Consider the following 19,834-nt stretch of genomic DNA (forward strand, 5'->3'; position numbering starts at 1 on the left):
GTGACCGCCACCTGAGCGCGTGACCGCCACGCTGAGCGCGTCGCTGTGCTGGGCGGGCGGCACCGCGCCGGCGCCCGCGACCAACATCCAACCTCGCGGAGCCGAACTCCGGAACGGGAACATTTTTCCAATACAACCGGTCGGATTCCGTCGATGCTGACTGTCATGTCCGCAAACCCGCGCTCGACACCGGCTGTCCGGTCGGCCGACGCGGTGCCGTCGAGGAGGAATGATATGAACGCCGAAACCGGCATCGAACGCCCACCGCTCGGTTACCGGCTGCTGCACACGGTGCAGAAGGAGCCGGACTGGTCGACGATCACCGACGAAGAGCTGATCACCTACCGCGACGCGGCGAACCGCAAGGCTGCTGCTCGGCTGAGTCGAGTGATCACCGGGTGCCCGGATCGTCGTGCCACGATCCGTTGGCAGTCGGTGACATTGCCCGATCGCACGATCCAGGTCAGGGTGTATCGCCCCAGCGCCGAGCACGCCACCGCGCTGCCGCTCGTCCTGCACGTGCACGGCGGCGGATTCGTGGGCACGGCACCGCAATGCGATTGGGCGAACAGTCATTTCGCCGCACGACTGCCCGCGATCGTCGTCTCGGTCGAGCACCGGCTCCTCGCTCCGGGGAGCCCACTCTCGGCGGCCGTCGACGACGGCTGGGACGTGCTGTGCCACCTGGCGGAGAACGCCGCCGACTGGGGGATCGATCCGGCAAGGATTGCGGTAGCGGGGGAGAGCACCGGCGCATTGATCGCCGCGCTCACCGCGATCCGAGCCAAAGCCGCCGGCCTACCGCTACGAGCCCAGGTATTGACCAATCCCGTTGCCGACGTGACGGATTCGATGTTCGACTACCCCTCCATGGTCGAGCACGCGAACAGCCCGGGCCTGACCGTCGCGAGATTGCGGCTGTTCCGCAAACTGGCAGTGCCCGAGGGAACAGATCCCCACCCGGTGTCACCGCTGCACGCCACCGACCTGAGCGGACTGGCCCCAGCCCTCGTCGTGGTGCCGACCATCGACCCGGTAGCCGACCACGGTCGTCGTTATGCCCAGCGACTGGGCGAGTTCGGCACTCCCGCAAGACGTTGCGAACATCGCGGCGCCCCACACGCCTTCCTCGCCCTGCCCGGTGTGGTCCCACAGGCCAAGGCCGCACGTGCAGAGATCACCGAGTTCCTCGACGGGCACCTCAGCGAATCACGGTCGGCGCGTCCAACGAAGGCGACGGCACGATAGTCCCCGACTCCACGGGACCGGCTGACTGCGGCGGTTCGCGGAAGCCTGTCAGTCCGTAAGGGCCGCTGCGGTCAGCGTCAGGTGATGGGTCAGGGTGGCGGCTGCGGTGTCCGGGTCGCGCGCCAGCGCAGCTTCCTCCAGCTTGCGGTGTTCCTCGACACCGTCCCGGTCGGGGTTGCGGCGGGAGGACCAGCGGCGGGCGAGTTCGCTTGCGGTCCACAGCCGATCGAAGGTTTCCAGGAGGACGGGGTTGCCGCAGCCTTCCAAGAGGGTGCGGTGGAAAACGCGGTGGGCTTCGGACCAGGCGTCGCTGTAGTACTCGCCTTCGTCCGGCACGTACGGCGGGGTGCGGGACAGGCGGTGGTGGGCGGCTCGCACGCGCGACTCCCAATCGAGGTCGCCGCGTTGGATGGACATGCGCAACAGGACCGGCTCGATGGTCCGGCGGGCCTCCGCGATCTCCTGCCAGCGGCGGTCGGAGAAGGCCGGGACGGCGAAGCCACGGTTGGGCAGCCGGTCGGCGAGGCCTTCGCCGACCAACCGGACGAGCGCCTCGCGCACAACGGCCAGGCTCACACCCTGTTCCTTGGCGAGGTCCTGCGGTTTGAGCGCGTCGCCGGGGGCGAATCTGCCGCGCATGATCGCGTCCCGCAGGTGGGTATAGATCTGCTCGGTGAGCATCTGCTTTCCCGAGGAGGTCGAGGAGTGGGCCGTCCGGGTCATACGCCAAGCATAGACGATCCCACAGATAATCGATTATCTGTGTTAGGGTCGATCGTGTGGCGGCGTCCTGATCGGAGCATCCCGCCACTCCGCAGCACGGCCTGAAAGGAACGACGCGATGAGCGCCAACGACCCCTTCGCTCGCCTCCCCGAGGCGGCCTCTTTCACTGTCACCAGCGCCAACGTCACCGATGGCGCCGCCTGGTCACTCGAGCAGATGTCCGCCGGCGTCCCCGGCGGGAAAGACCTCTCCCCGCAGCTGTCCTGGCGCGGCGCACCGGACGGCACCAAGAGCTACGCCGTCACCGTCTACGACCCGGACGCCCCGACCGGGTCCGGGTTCTGGCACTGGGCGGTCGCCGACATCCCCGTTACCGTCACCGAACTGCCCGAGGGTGCGGGCGACGACACCGGTTCAGGCCTGCCCGAAGGCGCGATCCAACTGCCCAACGACGCCCGCGCAGCCCGCTACTTCGGCGCCGCCCCGCCCGCCGGGCACGGTAGACACCGCTACTTCGTCGTGGTGCACGCCCTCGATGTCGAGTCCATCGGTGTCCCCGCCGACGCGACCCCGGCGCTGCTCGGCTTCACCATGGCCGGCCACGTCCTCGGGCGTGCGGTGTTGACCGCCACGGCGGAGACGCCGCCCGAGGGCGAGACCGCTACGGCCGTAGGTAAATCCACCGAACGAGTCGAGGTCTCCCGCCTCATCCCCGCCCCCGCCGCCACCATCTTCGCGGTGCTCACCGACCCGAAGGGCCATGTGGACATCGACGCCTCCGGAATGCTCCTCGACGCCGAAGGCGAACCGGTGCAACAACCCGGCGACCGATTCCTCGTCCATATGGACCGAGAAGCCCTCGGAGATTTCCCCCTGGGGAAGTACGACGTCGAAGTCGTTATCACCGAACTCATTCCGGACAAGGAGATCGCCTGGACCGTAGAGGGCCAGATCCGGCCACCCGTCCGGCACATCTACGGCTACCGACTGGAACCCGCCGAGGGCGGCACCCTCGTCACCTCGTACTACGACTGGTCACAAATCAGCGAGGAGTGGAAGTCGCGCCTGACTTTCCCGGTGGTCCCGAGTCCGCCCTCAAAGCCACTCTAGGAATCCTGGAGCGCACCGTCCGGCGCAGGACGACCGTCTGACCAGGGCCTAACTGGCTCGCACGAGACACCGCTCGGGTCGCAACCGGCTCACCGGACCGCGATCCGAGCATCCTCGACCTCGAAACCGGAAGCCCTCAGCAACATTTCGTGGCCGGTTTATCCAAGCATTCCCCACCACTTATGCCGGATCATGAGTGTTGGAGTGGGGAGTACAAATGACCAATAGACATACCGCAGAACAACTGCGGGAGCTGCTCGAGCGCGGCGCCGACTTAACCAACTCGATCACCGATCGCTTTGCGATTCACGTGCTGCACCGTGCGGGCTTGCTCGGAAAACGATTCCTGGGCAACTACATCAGCATCGAGACCGTTGCCCTGGGCGGCGATCAAGTGCCCCTCGCGTTCATCCGCGATTGGTCCGCCCTGGCACACCAGGAGGAGCGCCTCAGCCGCGCCGAGCGGCGCTGCCTGGAGCTGGCCGCCTGCATCGCCCTGAGCGTGCCGCACCCTGCCACCACCGGCAAGGTCACTCCCGCGACTCCGCTGAAGATCCACGTCTGCATCCAGTACTGAAAATGGCACACCATGATGCGGGAGACCCGCACCATGGTGTGCCATTTCGTCGATCAGGCGGGCAGCCCGGCTTCGATCGTCTGGATGATGCGCGGGCGCAGCTCAGCGGTGCTGATCACGGCGTCGACCGAACCGACCTCGACAGCGCGCTGAATGTTGTGCACGCGGTCGAATTCGGCGGCGACGTTGCCCAGTTTCTCGGTGCGCACTGCCGACCGGGCCTCGTCGAGTTCCGCGGTCAGCGTTGCCCGATCGGTGCCGGAGGCGTTCGCGGCGCGCGCCGCGAGGTCCCGGACCCGAGGATCAGCGGCGGTGCGTGCGTTGACCTCACCGGCGAACACCACCGCGGCGGCCGGCGCACCGCCGAGCACGGAGGCGAACGATCCTTCCAGCGCGAGCACGGTCATATTCGGGTTGAGCGCCTTGGAGAACACCACGAACGCGCCACCGTGGTACCGCGAGATCACGCAGAACACAATGGGCCCTTGGAAGTTCACGATCGCCCGGCCGATCTCGGCACCGTACTCCAGCTGGAGTTTGCGCATCGATTCCGGCGACCCGTCGAAGCCCGACAGGTTCGCGAGCACCACCAGCGGCCGGTTGCCACTGGCTGCGTTGATCGCCCGCGCGGCCTTCTTCGACGACTGCGGGAACAGGGTGCCCGCGGTGTAGGTGTCCGGGCCGTCGGTGGACGGGTAGCCGCGCCGCGGCACTCCCCGTGACTCGATCCCGAGCAAGCACACCGGGATTCCGCCGAGGTGCGCGTCCTGCACCACTGCCGTTTCGGCGTCGGCCATGCCTGCCCAGCGTTCCAGCACCGGGTGGTCCTGGTCGGCGAGCGCCCGCATGACGGTCCGGATGTCGAAGGGCTTCTTGCGATCCGGATTGGCCGCCGCGGAGAAGATCTGACCGACGGTGGTGAAGTCGCTGTCGGCCAGCAGATGCGGGAAGTCGGAGACGTCGCGGTCCACCGGATCGCTGGTCTGCGAACGCCGCGGCGTCTGCTCACCGGGCGCGATGTAGGTGTGGTCGTAGTGCGACATCAGCACATCGCGGGCCGCGGCCAGGTCCGGCGCCCAGTACTGCGCCTGTCCGTTCGGGCCCATCACCCGGTCGTAGCCGCCGATACCGAAGTTGTCCTCGGCCGACACGCCGCCGGAGAAGTCCAGCGCCTGCTTGCCGGTGAGCACCATCGCGGAGTCCGGCGTCATCACCAGGATGCCCTTGGTGTGCATGAGCATGGTGGCTTCGGCGTTCCAGTACGGCTGCGCGCCGACGTTGATGCCGGAGACCACGATGTTGATTTCGCCGCCGTCCTGGGTGAATTCGACGATCCGCTTGAGCGCGGCCGCCACCCAGTCCATGTTCTCGGTACCGGACTCCATGGAGATCCGAGCACCGGAGGACAGTGCGTACCACTCCAGCGGCACCTGCAACCGGTCGGCCAGATCCAGCGCCGCGATCACCCGGCGGCATTCCGGCTCCGACAGCGCGCCGAGCGATTTCGTCGGATCGCCGAGCAGGACCACCCTGGTGACACCCTGCGGATGCTGCGGAGTCGGCGTGCTGACCACACCGGCGACGATCGCCGCGGTGTTGCGACCCTTGGGCCGGTCGACCGGCACCAGCACATGGTCGGCGTCGAGGTCGTACTCGGTGAACTCACCGAGCAGCCCGGTGAGCTCGTAGGGGTACACGGTGTTGCGGCTGCTGGCCCGCAGCACCTTCTGCCGGTACGCGTCGAGCGGCTCGATCACGTCGTCGGCCCGCTCGCCGATGGTCACCTCGGTGGCATCGAAGCCGATGCGCACGGCGACCTTGGTCAGCTCGCCGGTCTTCGGATCACGCTGGCGCGCGATGAGCAGGATCTCCTCGAGCCCGGCTCCCGCGGTGGTCGGCCGCACGTGCTTGACGACCGTCTCCAGCTCTTCCGGCGTGACGTCGATCGGCGGCCAGATGTACATCACGATGCGGTTGGTGTTGAACCGGTTGGCCGACGGCCGCAGCGACTGCGCCCGGCGGATCGAGTCGAGGCAGGTGGCGATGGCGATCTCGGCGGTCGGCAGCGCGAGCAGCCTGCCGTCCTGCTCGCGCAGCGCGGCCAGGTCCCGGACCTGCGCGAACGCCATGAGGCGCTCGTCGGACGGGTTGTCCTTGGCGACACAGCGGAACAGGTACACCTCTTCGTCGTCCGACGACGGCAACCGGGTGAGGTCGAACTTGCGCAGCCGCTGCATCTGCATCCGCTGGGCGATGTACGGATGCAGGCCGCGGATCAGTCGCTCCTCGGCCATACCGGTGGCCGACGGCCGGAAGGTGAAGTGGTGGTGCATGACCGCGCCGCCGCTGCCCGCCACCGCGACGGTGATCCGGTGCACCTGGCTTGGCAGCTGATGAGCGCCGAGCACCTCGTGCAACGCCGCCGCCATCGCGTCGAAGTCGGCGGGCTGCTTCTCCCAGCTGAGGTAGATGTCGGCGTCGATGGACGCGGAGCCGCGGGCCAGTTCGGTGAGCCCGCGCAGCGTGTCCGCCAGCGCGTCGAAGCGCACGGCCGCGGAGACCAGGCTCAGGCCGCGGCGCTCGGCGATCACGAAGGTGCAGCCGCCCGCCTCGTGGGTGCGAACACCCTCGAGCCCCTTGTTGCCGTAGTACCGACGGGTCAGCACCTCCAGCATGACCGTGTTGTCCTGGTTGCCCCGTACCAGCCGCTGGCCGAGCAACCGCACCAGCGGCTCGGTGCTGCGCACCATGTCGGAGATGCGCTCGGCGCGATCCGGCGAGTCCGGGTGCGCGTCCAAGTGGCGCAGGTGCTTTCGGATGTTGGTGTAGACACGGGCCCGGTTGCGCCGCAGCAGCGGCTGGCCGTACCAGGCGTACACCACGCCGCGCGCGAGATCGGCGATCACCGGGAAACGCACCTGCGTCGCGGCCACCAGCCGCTCCAGCGCCAGACCGACCGGCTCACGCAGCGCCCGGTCCGGCATCGGCTCGCGCAGCCACTCGCGCAGCAGCGTCGTGATCACGGTGACGGTGTCGGACGGACGTTGCTGGGCGAGGAAGATCCGGAAGACCGCCGCCTCGAGCTCGGGGGTGCGCTCCAGTTCGGTGACCCCGTAGTGCCCGAGTGCGTTGGCGAGCTTGGCCTGGAACGACTCCGGCAGCCCGGCCCGCTCGACATCGAGGCTCTGCAGGTAGGTGTGGAAGTACTCGCGCGCGCTGTGCACGTGGCTGTACTGGCCGTCCTCACCCGAAGAGCGGTTGTGGCTCAGCTCGGCGAGATCGGCGAACACCTCCATCAGTTCGAGTTCCTCCGCCAGCGGCCTGCGACCGTCCGCGAGCGCCGCCTGACGCGCGGTGAGGTAGTCGTCGAGCACGCGGCGATCGTCGTGCGGGTCGACGTCGTAGCCGAGCAGCAGGCTGCGCAGATCCTCTTGGCCGCGGGTGGTCAGCTCGTGCGGCTGGATCCGCGCGGACCCGACGGGCAGGTCCAGCTCGACCGTGCCGACCGCGCCTGCCTCCTCCGCCGCGTCCCCGTCGCCGAGCGGCTCGAGCCACAGCAGCGGCGCGCCGGTCTCGACCTGGCTGCCGACGGACACGACGCATTCCTTGAGCCGCGCCTTGAACGGCGCGCGCAGCACCGTCTCCATCTTCATGCTCTCCAGCACCAGGACCGGTCCGCCTGCCTCGACCTCGGCACCGACCGCGAGCGGCGTGGCGACGACCAGTGCGGGGGCGGGGGAGCGGACCACGCCGCCCTCGTCCCGGCTGATCCGGTGGGTCACCCCGTCGACGTCGACGAGGTGCACCGGGCCGTGCGTGCCGGTGGTCAGCCGGTAGCGGGTGCCGTTCACCATGATCTGCCCGGTGTGCCGGTCGAAACGTTCGAGATCGACGTCGGCGGTGCGGATGTCACCGGCCGCCTCGATGCCGATGCGGAACCGGTGGGCGCCGATGCGCGCGACCCGCACGCGGTAGCTCGCGCCACGCAGCTTGAGATCGAGTGGTCGTCCGCTTTCGTGCTGGACCTGCGGGCGCCCGCCGGACGCGGTGGAGAGCAGCCGGTGCCGTTCGGCCCGCTCCTCTTCCTCGTACGCGTCGATGGCCGCGGCGGCCAGCGCGATGGCGGAGTGCCGATGCGAGACGAGGCGTCCCTCACCGCGGACACGGTCGATCCAGCCGGTGTCCGCGCTGGCGTCGATCACCTCGGGCTGGTTCAGCAGGTCGAGCACGAAGCTCTTGTTCGTCGCGCCGCCCTCGATGATGACCCTGGTCTGCGCCACGGCCCGGCGCAGCCTGCCGAGCGCTTCCTCGCGGTCGCGGCCGTAGGCGATGATCTTGGCGATCATCGAGTCGAAGTCGGCGGGGATGGTGTCGCCCTCGCTGACGCCGGTGTCGACCCGGATGCCGGGTCCGGCGGGCAGATTCAGCCGCGCGATGCGGCCGGGGGCGGGGGCGAAGTCGCGGTCGGGATCCTCGGCGTTGAGCCTGGCCTCGATGGCGTGGCCGCGTTCGATGGGCATGTCACCCTCGAGCTTGCCGCCGGAGGCCACATGCAACTGGGCCCGCACCAGGTCGAAACCGGTGGTGTACTCGGTGATCGGGTGCTCGACCTGGAGTCGGGTGTTGACCTCGAGGAAGGCAAACAGTTGATCACCGGGGTGGTAGAGGAACTCGACGGTCGCCGCACCGCGGTAACCGACGGCGATCGCCAGCCGCTCGGCCGACGCCTTGAGTTCGGCCGCCTGCTCAGGTCGCAGCACCGGCGAGGCCGACTCCTCGATCACCTTCTGGTTGCGCCGCTGCACCGAGCAGTCGCGGACGCCGAGCGCCCAGGCGGTGCCCTGACCGTCCGCGATCACCTGCACCTCGACGTGCCGGGCGCCGGTGACCAGGCGCTCCAGGAACACCACGCCACTGCCGAACGCGCGCGCGGCTTCCTGGCGGGTGCGCTCGTAGGCGTCGACGAGGTCGGCGTCGTTGGTGACGACCCGGATGCCGCGCCCGCCGCCACCGGCGGTCGCCTTCAGCATCAACGGGTAGCCGATCTCGGCGGCGGCCGTCATCGCGGCTTCCACGGTCTCGACCGCGCCACGGCTCCACGGCGCGACCGGCACGCCGACCTCCTCGGCGATCAGCTTCGCGCCGATCTTGTCGCCGAGCTTGCGCATGGCATCCGGGCTCGGGCCGATGAAGGTGACACCGATCTGTTCACACAGTTCCGCGAACGCCGGGTCTTCGGCGACGAAACCCCAACCGACCCAGGCGGAGTCGGCCCCGGTCTCGACCAGCGCCCGTTCGAGCGCCTTGAGATCCAGGTAGGGGCGCGCGGCGGCCGGACCGAGGTCGTAGGCGATGTCGGCTTCGCGCACGAACGTCGCGTTCCGGTCGACATCGGTGTACAAAGCGACGGTTTCGATCGGTCGCGCGGTCGCCGCGGCCAAGTCTCGGACGGCGTGGATGAGGCGCATGGCGGCCTCTCCCCGGTTCACGATGGCGATGCGGCTGAACACTCGCCGACTCCTTCCTCTCCTGAAAGCTGACCCGTTGAACGGGTGAGGTTTGCAACTCTCGGTCCCGCGTAGTGTGCACCTCAACTACAAATATGTGCACACCCGATCGGGTGTTACCGGTCCGTAGGTTGTGGGAACCCACCATATTTGGCTCGATCAAGCCGATTCCGGTGTCCGGCGCGGTCCGGAATCACCCTCGCACAACGATGATTCACCTCGCTCGGGGATTCGGCGCAACGCTGTGGGATTCCCCTAGACCCGGTGGCGAAGGCGCCCCCGGATGCCGCCAACCGGACTTCGACACCGGGCCTAGGCTTGGCTGGTGGTGTTCGACTCGCCTGGCTTCGATCTCGCACGGTACGCGGACTTCGACATGCCTGCTTATGTGCGGCGCACCTACTGCAGTTGGCACGATGCGAGCTGGCGGTCGCTGCTGGTGCAGTGCTTCGACCATGTTCGCCAGGCGGACGACTTGCCGATGCCCGGCGCGGCCGATCTGCATCTGGTGCTCTACGTGGCCGGCGACGTGGCGATGCGCACCCGTGCCGACGGGAAACCGGTGCGCAGGCGCTGGGTGCCGGGCGATCTGGAGCTCATCGTCCCCGATTCGCCGAGCTTGCGCGCCTACCGGGCGTCCTCGGCGATGCGCACCGTTCAGGTGCACATTCCGTCCGGGACCGTCGAACGGGTGGCCGCCGAGCTCGACGGCGGGAAGCCGGACTTCGAGGCGCTGGCGGCCGCGGTGCACGCGGGTGATCCGGTGGTCGAACAGCTGATCCGAGCACTGCCCGCCGCCGACGGCACCAACGACATGTACGCGGAATCCGCGGCGACGTTCCTCGCGACGCACCTGCTCACCCGAGGTCGGCACGCGCCGCCGCCTGGCCCGGAACACGCGGCGGTCCGCGCGAGCGTCGCCGTCATGCGGGAACGGTTGGCCGAGCCGCTGACGCTGGCCGATATCGCCGCCGAAGTGCATCTGAGCGTCTATCACTTCATCCGGGTTTTCCGGGAAGCAATCGGCGAGACACCCCACCGGTTCCTCACCCGGTTGCGCATCGAGCAGGCGCAGCGGCTGCTGTCCACCACCGACCTCACCGTCGGGCAGATCGCCGATCGGTGCGGTTTCGCCAGTCCGGGCGCGCTGTCGTCCGCGTTCCTGAGCCAGGTCGGCGTCCGGCCGTCGGTGTACCGCAACATCTGATCGATACGCGGCAATCCGGCGCATCGCTGCGGGGCGGGCCCGTCGCTTAGTTTCGAAGCAGGCTGGCAACCTGCGAGCGAAAGGACGGCGGATCATGCAGAGTTACGACGCGACCGCGACCTCGGCGGCCCCGCCCGCCGTCGTCTGGCGCCTGCTGCTCGATTCCCGGACGTGGCCGCTCTGGTCGACCGTCGACGCCCTGGTGCCGGAACGTTGCAGCGGGCTCGATCCGAACGGCCGCGACGGCGTCGGTGCGGTGCGCGCGTTCCGGACCGGGCGGACGGTGACCGGAGAGCGGCTGACCGGGCTCGTCGAGGAGAAACAACTCACCTACGAGGATGCGTTCAACTGGAGCCTGCGCAACTACCAGGCGGTCATCGATCTCGTGCCCGCCGCGGCCGGCGGCACGATCATTCATTGGTACGGAACGTATTCCGCGCGGTGGGGCATGGGCTGGCTGCTGCAGCGTGTCATGCGGCGCGTCATGCAGCAAATGGCGGATGGCCTTGCCGCGCACGCTGCGGCAGAGGTAGTAAAAGAATGAACTGATTTCGGCGCCTGTCTCGCCCGCCGTTGTGCGCCAACCCCTATCAACCCCTACCCGTAGGTGCGCGCGCACGCGCACAGCAGCGCCGACCGGCCCGACTCGACCACGCGCGACCTGCGTAATTCTGTAGATGTTGTTCCGGCGCAGCATCTTTCAGTCATGTCGCACCCCCTATTCGACGCCGCCGACCGGCCGAAATCGTGTGGCAGGGTGATCGGGTATGAAGACGATCCTGATCACCGGGGCGACATCGGGTATCGGCCTCGCGGCCGCACAACAGTGCGCCGCGCAGGGGCATCGGCTGGTCCTCGTCGGACGAAATCCGCAGAAGCTGGCCGATGCGGCGACCGCCGTCCGGGCCGCCGGTGCGGGCGGCGTGGACACCCTCGAATGTGACTTCGCCGCGCAGGCGTCGATTCGTCAGCTCGCCAAAAGCGTGCTGGCGCAATATGACCGGCTGGATGTGCTCGCCAACAACGCGGGCGGCTACCAGAAGAATCGCGTCGAGACCGAGGACGGCATCGAGGCCACGTTCGCCGTCAACTATCTCGGCGGGTACCTGCTGACCGAGCTGCTCATCGATCTGATGGTGCGCAGCGCTCCCTCGCGCATCCTGTTCACCTCGTCGGTACTGCATTTCGGCGCCGCACTGGATTTCGACGATCTCGGTCTCGAGCGTGGGTACTCCGGCGAGCAGGCCTACAGCCGATCGAAACTCGCCGATATCCTGTACGCCAGGGCGTTGGCGCGCCGGGTCGAGGGAACCGGGGTGACGGTCAACGCCTTTCACCCCGGCGCGGTGGCGACCGGCATCTGGGATTCGATGCCGTGGTTCGGGCAGCCGCTGGTCGCGCTGGCCAAGCGGCTGTTCATGATCACCGCCGAGGAAGGCGGTCGCGCGCTCACCTATCTCGCGACCGATCCCGAGGTAGCCGCGGTCACCGGCGCCTATTTCCAGAAGAACCGCATCAAGACTCCGTCGCGTCGTGCACAGGACGACGCGCTCGGACAGCAGCTGTGCGAGGTGAGCGCGACCCTGGTCGAGTCCGCCGACTAGGTGCAGCGGCTATGCAGTCCACGACAACGTTGTCGAAAGTCCAAGCGACACATGATGTTTGTCATCGACTGATCTGCAGAAAGCAGGGGCAATGCAGCGTACGCGTTTCGAGTCGATCGGCTCGTACACTCCCGAAACCGTCCGTTCCACCGAGGAATTGATCGACAGTCTGGCGGTGCCCAGGTCGCTCGATCTGGAGCGGATCACCGGGATCAAGAATCGGCGGGTCTATGACTCGCGGCCGGATCACTATGAATCGTCTTTCGAATTGGCATTACAGGCCATCGACGATTGTCTGCGACATTCGGATTACCGCGCGGACGAGCTGGACATCATCATCTCGGCCTCCATCACCCGCACCCGCGGTAAGGACGTCTTCTGCTACGCGCCGGCCTTCGCGCTGATGCTCGGCAACGCGATCGGCGCGACGTCGGCCCGGCATTTCGACGTCTCGAACGCCTGCGCGGGCATGATGACCGGGGTGCTGGTGCTGGACCGGATGATCAAGGCCGGGGTGGTGCGCAACGGTCTGGTGGTCAGCGGCGAACAGATCACCCCGATCGCGGAGACCGCGGTGCGGGAGATCAGCAAACCGTACGATCCGCAATTCGCGGCACTGACCGTGGGGGACGCGGCGGTGGCGGTCGTGCTCGACGATCGCGGTGACGACCACGACGAAATCCACTATGTCGAATTGATGACCGCCGCGGGTGGGGCCGAGCATTGCCTCGGTATGCCCAGCGACCAGTCCGCGGGTATCGCGCTGTATACCGACAACCGCGCGATGCAGAACGAAGGCAGGTACATGCAGGCGATCAACCGCATGGACGCCTTCCTGAAGGAGACCGGGCGCACCTGGGAGAGCGAGAAATACGACTATTGGATCCATCATCAATTCAGCGGACCGGTCATCGAGTATCTCGGGCACCTGACCGAGCAGCACTTCGGCACCCCGATGCCGCAGGCCTTGAATGTGTTGCACGAGTATGGCAATACGGCCTCGACCTCGCATTTCCTGGTGCTGCACGAGTATCTCGCGCAACAGAAGATCCCGAAGGGGTCGAAGGTCCTGATGATTCCCGAGGCGTCCGGCATCGTGTCGGGTCATCTCGCCGCGACCATTTCGCGTCTGGAGGCCTGAGCCATGGGTACCACGATTGTCGCCGCCGCGACGAACACCGATCTCGACACCGGCAGCTATTTCGAACTGGCCACCCGCGCGGCCCGCGCCTGCCTGGCCGGCTCGGATGTCTCCGTGGACGAGATCGGCATGCTGATCAACGTAGGAGTTTTCCGGGACGACAATATTTCCGAGCCCGCCGTGTCCGCGCTCATTCAGAAACGGATCGGCATCGGCCTGGAATACCAGGCAGGACGGGTACCCGCGTTCTCCTTCGATCTGATGCACGGCGCCACCGGCCTGCTGCACGCCATCAGCACCGCGGAATGCTTCTTGGCCACCGGTGAGGTGGAGTACGCGCTGCTGGTGGCGGGGGATACCCATCCGTCCACGCAGCGCTACGTCGCGGGGTTCCCGTACACCACCGGGGCCGCCGCGGTACTGCTCGGAAGCACGCCCACCGCAGGCGGATTCGGTCGCCTGCATACCCAGGAGACCACCGGGAAGGCTGAGCCGTCGGCCTGGGTGTCGCTGGCAGAGGCCGGTCCGCACGGACGTTCGGCCATGCGCGTCCGGCACGGGGCGGAAGATCCGATCACGCTCGCGGCGGCGGCCGTTCGTGACTGCGTGGCCGAGCAAGGCCTCGACAGCGACGATTTCGCCGAGGGGCGAGCGGTTCTGCTCGCTCCGGCTCCCGCACTGGGATTCCGGGCCCGCCTCGCCGAAACGCTGGGGCTGGTACCGGAATCGGTCGTCGGCGTCGCCCCGGCAATCGGCGATCCGTACACCGCGGCGCCGGTCCACGCGTATCTGAGCGCGCGGGAATCCGGTGTGCTCGGCCCGGCGGGCACGGTGCTGTTCCTGGCCGCCGACGACGCTGCGGCGGCTTGTCTCGCCTATCATCCGCAGTCGACGGCAGTGGCGACCGGGCGTGAGGTCAGCGCCGCCGGGAGCGAAAGATGTTGATGTAACTAACATTCCGCCATACTGTTCGGCGCCGTGCCCGTGATCTTGTTGCCGCGATTCGAGGACAGGTCGCGGTGCGGCGACCTACGCTTGTGGCACCGGCTGGATCAATGGGGCGTCCAGGTATGCCCCCGCTGCGACGATGCCGCGTCTTCAGCGCACCCGAGTTGTCTCTTCGATGGTGCCTTCCCCAGTCGGGCACGCCTCATCGACGAAGGGGACTCGGGTATGCACCGGCAGATCGAGCGCGAAAAGTGGTCGCTACTACACAGATCCGAGGTCGGTCAGGCCATGGCCGTGCTGGGCAGCGCCAGCACGGTCGGCTTGGTCGCCGAACTGCTCACCGCCGACGAGGCGGCGGTGCGCACAACCGTCCGCCAGCTTGCCGCCGGCTCGTCCGGGCGGGCGCTGTTCGATCTCGACATCGGTGACCGCATGCTGCGCGAAACCCCGGCGGAGGTGCGCCGGGAACTGCATCGTCGCGCTGCGAAGCTGTTGCATGACAAGGGGTTTCCCGCGGCGGTAGTGGCCGATCACTTGGTTGCCGCCGGTGCCACCGGGCATCCGTGGGCGGCGGGGGTGCTGCTCATCGCCGCGGCGGAGGCGTTGGCGAACGACCAGATCGACCGTGCCGTGCAGCGACTGGAGTTGGCCTACCGGGTGACTCGGGACGCGGCCGAGCGCGCCACGATCGCGATCCGGCTGGTGCGCGCCGAGTGGCGGCTCAGCCCGTCGAATCGGACGCGGAACTACACCAGGGTGCGCGCGGCCATTCGTGCGGGCCGGGTGCCGATGGCGGGACTGCCCGCCGCCGTCATGTTCCTGCTCTGGCACGGGCAGACGCAGTACGCCGATCAGGCGCTCGGACAACTGGATTGCAGCAGGCTCGACGAGGCAGCGCCGAAGATCGACTTCCTGTGCGCCTGGCTGCGATGCTCGCATCCGCCGCATGCGCAACGGCATCAGCGGTTGCTCGCGGCCCAGGCCCGGCGACGTCCGGCGGTCGCGGCGCGACCGTCACCGCATCTACTCGGTGCGCAGCTGCTGAACGGCTTGTTCGACGGGTGCTCGCGGGAGGCAACCGTCACCCTCGCCCAGCGTTTGCTCACCTGTCATCGGCTCGCCGCGAGCACTGTGGAAACCCTTGCGGCAGCGGTGCATTGCCTGATCTACACCGACCGGCTGGACACCGCGGCGGCCTGGTGCGACTCGCTGCTGGCCGAGGCCGAGGCGCGGCGGGCACCGACCTGGCAGTCGATCTTCGCCGGGCTGCGCGCGGAAACGATGCTGCGCAAAGGGAATGCGCGGGCCGCGACCGATGACGCCATGCTCGCGCTGAACGTGGTCCCCGCCGAACACCTCGGGGTCTGGATCGGTATCCCGATCGCGGCGCTCATCCGCGCGCACACTCTGGCGGGCAGGCACGCCGACGCCGAGGCGCAACTGCGCAGACCGGTGCTCCGCGCGCTGTTCGAGTCGCGGTTCGGCCTGCTGTATCTGCATGCCCAGGGCCACCACCAGCTTGCCGTCGGCCGTGCCGACGAGGCGCTGCGCACCTTCCGCCGCTGCGGGCACCTGATGCGGCGCTGGCAGATGGACTTTCCCTGGCTGGTGCCGTGGCGCAACGACATCGCCGCCGCGCACCTCGCGCTCGGCGAACACCGGCACGCCCGCGCCGTCGCGAACCGCCATCTCGACCTGCTCGGCGCCGCGAGCCAGCACCGCACCGGCGGGGTATCGCTGCGCCTGCTCGCCGTGGCCGCCGACCGCTACCAGCGGGTCCGCCTGCTCCGGGACGCCGCGGCGATCGCCCGCTCCGGCGGCTGCGACCTCGAATTGGCCACGGTCCTAGGCGAACTCGGCGCCGCGCACCGCGCCGTCGGCGACCACGACAAGTCGCGCACACTGATCCGCGAGGCCACCCGGCTCGCCGATTCCTGCGGTGCCGACCCGCTGCTGCGCGATCTGCGCGGCGACCGCCCGCCGCGCACCGCGCCCATCGCCCGATTACGCACGCACGCCCACGGTCTCGACGCCCTCAGCCCCGCCGAACGCCGCGTCGCCGAACTCGCCGCGCACGGTAAACGCAACCGCGACATCGCCGCCGCCCTCGACATCACCACCAGCACCGTCGAACAACACCTCACCCGCGTCTACCGCAAACTGGACGTCGCCCGCCGCACCGAACTGACCTTCGTCCTCGGCGCGGGCCGGCGTCCGGCGACCGGCTCGTCGGTCTCCGTTCCCGGTTAGGTCTGCCGCTGATCTTGCGTCCCCCGCGCACTTCTGGCAGTTTCGGTAATTGTCTCGGTGCGTAGCTCGACGTGAGTCACCCTCGCCCCTCGTGCGCACGCGCCGAGGCAGGCCGGTGACAGCGATCGGTTCTGTCGGCGGATTCGATCGAATGGTGAGGACACCATGGACTCTGCACTCATCTCCGTGGGCTTGCCGGTGGTTTTGATAATCATCATGTTCGGGCTCGGGCTTTCGCTCACCGTCGAGGACTTCACCCGAATCGCCAAGAGCCCCAAAGCCGCCGCCATCGCGCTGGTGTGCCAGTTGCTGGTGCTACCGATCGCCGCGTTCGGACTGGTCAAACTGTTCGATCTGGCGCCATTGCTCGCGGTCGGCGTGATGCTGCTCGCGGCCTCGCCGGGTGGTACCGCCGCGAACCTGTTCAGTCACCTGTTCCACGGCGACGTCGCGCTCAATGTGTCTCTCACGGCGGTCAATTCGATCATCGCGGTGGTCACCGTCCCGCTGGTCACCAACTTCGCCATCGACCACTTCGACCCCGGCGAGTCGGGCACGGTGGGTTTGCAGTTCGGCAAGGTCGTGCAGGTCTTCTCGATCGTGCTGATCCCGGTCGTGCTCGGCATGCTGGTGCGCAGGTTGTCACCCGACTTCGCCCACAAGATGGATCGGCCGGTGCGCATAGGTTCCGCCCTTACCCTGACCCTCGTCATCCTGGCGACCATCGTCGACCAGCGCGCCGACATCGTCCCCTACGTGCAAGCCGTCGGGGTCCCCATGATCCTGTTCTGCTTCATCAATCTGAGCGTGGGCTACACCGTCCCCCGACTCCTCGGCGTGCAAGGTCGCCAGGCGATCTCGAGCTCGATGGAGGTCGGCATTCACAACGGTGTCATCGCCATCACCATCGCCGTCAGTGTGCTCGGCAGCATCGAAATGGCCATCCCCGCAGCCGTTTACGGCGTCGCGATCTTCCCGATCGCGACGGCTTTCGGTTGGCTCGTCACCCGGCGTCGGTCACCCGAAACCTCAGCCGAATCCAGCCCGGCAGTGGGTGATTCCGACGCGGCGCTCGGGGATTCTTCCGCGCGCTGATCGTCAGCGATGGTGAGTGGGCGTTTCCTGCGCCTGTGCATGCACCGTCAAGAGCAGGCGGTCGAAGGTGGTGCGTTGCGGTAGTGGGCCGCCGCCCATCTGAGTGATCGCGGTGACGAGCAGTTCGGCCAGTTGGCGGAGCTTGGTGTTGGTTTCCTGGGAACGCCATTGCAGGACGCGGAAGGCCTGCTCGGCATTGATGCCGTACACGAACATCAGTGCGCCCTTGGCTTGTTCGATCACCTCGCGAGCCTTGATGAGGTCGGGCAGGAGCTCCTCGGCGAATTCCCGCCGCCCCTGTTCGACCGAGTCGCTCACATCGACGTAATACCCGGTGGTGCCGACGACCGCGCCGTCCTCGTCGAGCAGCCGGTCCCCGACCACGATCACCGAATGCACCTCGCCCGCAGTGTCGATGATCCGGTGCTTACTACAGAACGGCTGGCCGGTACCGATCGCCTCGGCCAAGGTGGCAGCGACCTGCGCGCGATCCTCCGGGTGCTCGTGCGACAGCACCAACTCGCTCGTCAACACCACCGCCCCCGGCGCATACCCATGCATCACCGCCACTTCGTCCGACCACTCCCACCGCTGATCCGCAAACCAAAAGCGAAAGCTGCCAACACTTTGCGGCCGACCCCCGGCCACCCGCCCGAGCGCATCCGCACACCGCCGACCGCCCTGCCCGAACTCCTTCACACCGCCAACTATCGAAGCGAACCACCCCCTGCCGCGAGGGTCCAAGGTCACCAACAAGCCGTTGGCGTGGTGCGTTATCGCGGCGGGTCTACGCGTTGGAGTTTGGTCCAGCCGGTCCAACCGCGCTCGCGCAGTAGTTCGGTCAGGCGGTGGGTGGGTGGGGCGGTGTCCAGGGCGAGGGTGTCGAGGAGGGTGGCTAGGGCGGGGTCGATGTTGCCGCCGACGTATTCGTCGCCGTGGTCGTCGGCTAGTTGGGTGAGGTAGGTGGATATTTTGTCGACCAGGGCGATGAGGATTGGGTCGTTGTCGGTTTGGTCGAGGACTCGGCTGAGGGTTAGGTAGAAGTCGATCAGTGGGGAGTCGGCGATTTGGGTCTGCTTGCGGGCCATCAGCTCTGGGATCAGGTCGGGGGAGTGGGCGGATAGCGGGATCCAGCCGTCTCGTTCGACTTGGATTATGCGTTCGTCGACACCGAGTGCACGTAGGTGGTCGAGAAAGTCGGCTACCTCCGGGGGCAGAGCGAGGCTTTCGCCGGCGGTGAGGCGGGCGATGCGATCTCGGTGTTGTTGGCGCAGCGCGATTTCCGCCTGTAGGCGTTTATCGATATCCGCGACTGCTGCGGCGAATTCTTGTTCGTCGGCCTGGAGTAGTTCTCGGACGCGCGCCAGGGGGACGCCGGCCTCGGCGAGGGTTCGGATCTTGATCAGTTCGACTACGGCGGCGGCGTCGTAGTTGCGATAGCCGGAGTGGTCTCGCGCCGGTTCCGGCAGTAGTCCTTTGGCGTGGTAGTGCCGGACTGCGCGCACCGTTACGCCGGCGTAGGACGCGAGCTTGCCGATGGTGAGCATCGGACCAGTCTTCCGGAATTACGAAGCCGCTCGAGCGGCAGGAGTATGGGCAGTCCGGATTATGCGGGCGACGTCCTGGGCGTGCGTGACTACCAGTCCGTGGGTGGCGTCGAGCTGGGAGGTGGTGATATCCGGCCGCTCGTGGACGAGCCGGTCCATGCCTGCACGCCAGAGCCGATTGTGCCGTGGAACCCGCCCTTCGTTGCTGTCGCCGGCCATGGCTGTCGCCATGATCAGGTGGATCGGGCGGTCGAGCTTGCGGTACCGGTCGAGGATTCCGGTGCCGACCACGTCGATGTCGATATCGATTCCGGAGCGGATGACATCCAGTTCGAGATTGAGGTCGAGGATTTGCTCGGCGGTGAGCAACACCTGACGTGCGGATCCTTCGAGGGTTCGCTGCCAAGTCACCACGTCCTGCCATAGTGCGCGGAAGTCCGGCAGGTCGGTCCGGGTGATGAACGGTGCGGGTATCGGATTGGCTCCGTCGATGAGAATGAGTCCGCTGACCGAGTCGGGATATTCGGCGGCATAGTGCAGGATGAGGTCCGCGCCGTACGAGTGGCCCGCGAGTAAGGGGGCCGAGGGGAGGGACAGGCGTCCCACCTCTGTCATCACGGCCACGAAGTCGCCGAGGAATGACTCGAACGAGTACTGGTCCGCGGCCGAGGAAAAGCCGTGGCCGCGCAGGTCGAAGGTGAACACGTCGAAGTCGCGCCGCAATAGCTCGATGAGTTCGTGCAATTCGGCCTGCGTCGAAGTGAGGCCAGGGCACAGGACGAGTGGCCGACCTTCGCCGGCCCGAGTCACCGGAATCGTGACACCGTCGTGGCGGACGGTGAATTGGTTTGTACGCATGCCGACCATGCTGAACGG

The 19,834-nt window shown here is 67.5% G+C and carries 15 protein-coding genes and 1 pseudogene; 11 read left to right on the forward strand and 5 right to left on the reverse strand.

Annotation, left to right across the window (positions count from 1 at the left end; all coding sequences use genetic code 11):
- Positions 1-234: 234 nt before the first annotated feature.
- Positions 235-1,248 (forward strand): alpha/beta hydrolase, encoded by a 1,014-nt coding sequence (locus tag DMB37_RS35440; protein WP_135236420.1) that lies wholly within the window; start codon positions 235-237, stop codon positions 1,246-1,248.
- A 48-nt stretch (positions 1,249-1,296) separates the two neighbouring features.
- Here DMB37_RS35440 and DMB37_RS35445 read toward each other — a convergent pair whose 3' ends face one another.
- On the reverse strand, positions 1,297-1,971 hold the full coding sequence (locus DMB37_RS35445; protein ID WP_135236421.1) for a GntR family transcriptional regulator: 675 nt from the start codon (positions 1,969-1,971) through the stop codon (positions 1,297-1,299).
- 118 nt (positions 1,972-2,089) lie between these two features.
- Here DMB37_RS35445 and DMB37_RS41565 point away from each other — a divergent pair.
- The 3 genes and pseudogenes from DMB37_RS41565 to DMB37_RS35455 form a co-directional block, all read left to right on the forward strand.
- Positions 2,090-2,623, forward strand: a pseudogene (locus DMB37_RS41565) (YbhB/YbcL family Raf kinase inhibitor-like protein); the annotation flags it as partial.
- A gap of 87 nt (positions 2,624-2,710) precedes the next feature.
- Complete coding sequence (locus tag DMB37_RS42060; protein WP_370465435.1) at positions 2,711-3,082, forward strand: polyketide cyclase; 372 nt, start codon at positions 2,711-2,713, stop codon at positions 3,080-3,082.
- Positions 3,083-3,299: 217 nt separating this feature from the next.
- Complete coding sequence (locus tag DMB37_RS35455; RefSeq protein ID WP_135236422.1) at positions 3,300-3,659, forward strand: hypothetical protein; 360 nt, start codon at positions 3,300-3,302, stop codon at positions 3,657-3,659.
- Between the two features lie 53 nt (positions 3,660-3,712).
- Here the strand turns inward: DMB37_RS35455 and DMB37_RS35460 are convergent, their stop codons facing one another.
- Positions 3,713-9,169 (reverse strand): carboxyl transferase domain-containing protein, encoded by a 5,457-nt coding sequence (locus DMB37_RS35460; protein WP_135236423.1) that lies wholly within the window; start codon positions 9,167-9,169, stop codon positions 3,713-3,715.
- Between the two features lie 322 nt (positions 9,170-9,491).
- Here DMB37_RS35460 and DMB37_RS35465 point away from each other — a divergent pair, with 322 nt between their 5' ends.
- The 7 genes from DMB37_RS35465 to DMB37_RS35495 all read left to right on the forward strand — a co-directional run bounded on the left by DMB37_RS35465 (position 9,492) and on the right by DMB37_RS35495 (position 17,411).
- A complete protein-coding gene (locus DMB37_RS35465) occupies positions 9,492-10,373 on the forward strand; it encodes a helix-turn-helix domain-containing protein (RefSeq protein ID WP_167769035.1) in 882 nt (293 codons plus the stop codon).
- Positions 10,374-10,467: 94 nt separating this feature from the next.
- On the forward strand, positions 10,468-10,917 hold the full coding sequence (locus DMB37_RS35470) for an SRPBCC family protein (RefSeq protein ID WP_135236424.1): 450 nt from the start codon (positions 10,468-10,470) through the stop codon (positions 10,915-10,917).
- Positions 10,918-11,140: 223 nt separating this feature from the next.
- Entirely contained in the window at positions 11,141-11,977 is an 837-nt protein-coding gene (locus DMB37_RS35475; protein ID WP_135236425.1) for an SDR family oxidoreductase, read from the forward strand.
- Between the two features lie 91 nt (positions 11,978-12,068).
- Positions 12,069-13,118, forward strand: a complete 1,050-nt coding sequence (locus DMB37_RS35480; protein WP_135236426.1) for a 3-oxoacyl-ACP synthase III family protein — start codon at positions 12,069-12,071, stop codon at positions 13,116-13,118.
- Positions 13,119-13,121: 3 nt separating this feature from the next.
- On the forward strand, positions 13,122-14,063 hold the full coding sequence (locus DMB37_RS35485; RefSeq protein WP_135236427.1) for a hypothetical protein: 942 nt from the start codon (positions 13,122-13,124) through the stop codon (positions 14,061-14,063).
- A gap of 228 nt (positions 14,064-14,291) precedes the next feature.
- The gene (locus tag DMB37_RS35490) at positions 14,292-16,316 is read left to right on the forward strand and encodes a LuxR family transcriptional regulator (RefSeq protein ID WP_135236428.1); all 2,025 of its coding nucleotides are present in this window, start codon (positions 14,292-14,294) and stop codon (positions 16,314-16,316) included.
- A 165-nt stretch (positions 16,317-16,481) separates the two neighbouring features.
- A complete protein-coding gene (locus DMB37_RS35495) occupies positions 16,482-17,411 on the forward strand; it encodes a bile acid:sodium symporter family protein (RefSeq protein ID WP_135236429.1) in 930 nt (309 codons plus the stop codon).
- Positions 17,412-17,414: 3 nt separating this feature from the next.
- On the opposite strand, the gene DMB37_RS35500 is transcribed toward DMB37_RS35495, so the two are convergent.
- The 3 genes from DMB37_RS35500 to DMB37_RS35510 all read right to left on the reverse strand — a co-directional run bounded on the left by DMB37_RS35500 (position 17,415) and on the right by DMB37_RS35510 (position 19,816).
- Positions 17,415-18,110 carry a PAS and ANTAR domain-containing protein gene (locus tag DMB37_RS35500; protein ID WP_135236430.1) on the reverse strand — a complete coding sequence of 232 codons (696 nt, stop codon included), beginning with the start codon at positions 18,108-18,110 and terminating at the stop codon, positions 17,415-17,417.
- A gap of 74 nt (positions 18,111-18,184) precedes the next feature.
- Positions 18,185-18,958, reverse strand: a complete 774-nt coding sequence (locus tag DMB37_RS35505; protein ID WP_135236431.1) for a MerR family transcriptional regulator — start codon at positions 18,956-18,958, stop codon at positions 18,185-18,187.
- A gap of 18 nt (positions 18,959-18,976) precedes the next feature.
- A complete protein-coding gene (locus tag DMB37_RS35510) occupies positions 18,977-19,816 on the reverse strand; it encodes an alpha/beta hydrolase (protein WP_240771801.1) in 840 nt (279 codons plus the stop codon).
- Positions 19,817-19,834 lie beyond the last annotated feature (18 nt).

It is taken from the genome of Nocardia sp. CS682 (assembly GCF_004634405.1).
Taxonomy (GTDB): Bacteria; Actinomycetota; Actinomycetes; order Mycobacteriales; family Mycobacteriaceae; genus Nocardia; species Nocardia ninae.

Coding starts and splice junctions, on each gene's coding strand:
- DMB37_RS35455 (WP_135236422.1), top strand. CDS start 3,300: ATGACCAATAGACATACCGCAGAACAACTGCGGGAGCTGCTCGAGCGC.
- DMB37_RS35510 (WP_240771801.1), bottom strand. CDS start 19,816: ATGCGTACAAACCAATTCACCGTCCGCCACGACGGTGTCACGATTCCG.
- DMB37_RS35495 (WP_135236429.1), top strand. CDS start 16,482: ATGGACTCTGCACTCATCTCCGTGGGCTTGCCGGTGGTTTTGATAATC.
- DMB37_RS35480 (WP_135236426.1), top strand. CDS start 12,069: ATGCAGCGTACGCGTTTCGAGTCGATCGGCTCGTACACTCCCGAAACC.
- DMB37_RS35475 (WP_135236425.1), top strand. CDS start 11,141: ATGAAGACGATCCTGATCACCGGGGCGACATCGGGTATCGGCCTCGCG.
- DMB37_RS35445 (WP_135236421.1), bottom strand. CDS start 1,971: ATGACCCGGACGGCCCACTCCTCGACCTCCTCGGGAAAGCAGATGCTC.
- DMB37_RS35485 (WP_135236427.1), top strand. CDS start 13,122: ATGGGTACCACGATTGTCGCCGCCGCGACGAACACCGATCTCGACACC.
- DMB37_RS35440 (WP_135236420.1), top strand. CDS start 235: ATGAACGCCGAAACCGGCATCGAACGCCCACCGCTCGGTTACCGGCTG.
- DMB37_RS35490 (WP_135236428.1), top strand. CDS start 14,292: ATGCACCGGCAGATCGAGCGCGAAAAGTGGTCGCTACTACACAGATCC.
- DMB37_RS35470 (WP_135236424.1), top strand. CDS start 10,468: ATGCAGAGTTACGACGCGACCGCGACCTCGGCGGCCCCGCCCGCCGTC.
- DMB37_RS35505 (WP_135236431.1), bottom strand. CDS start 18,958: ATGCTCACCATCGGCAAGCTCGCGTCCTACGCCGGCGTAACGGTGCGC.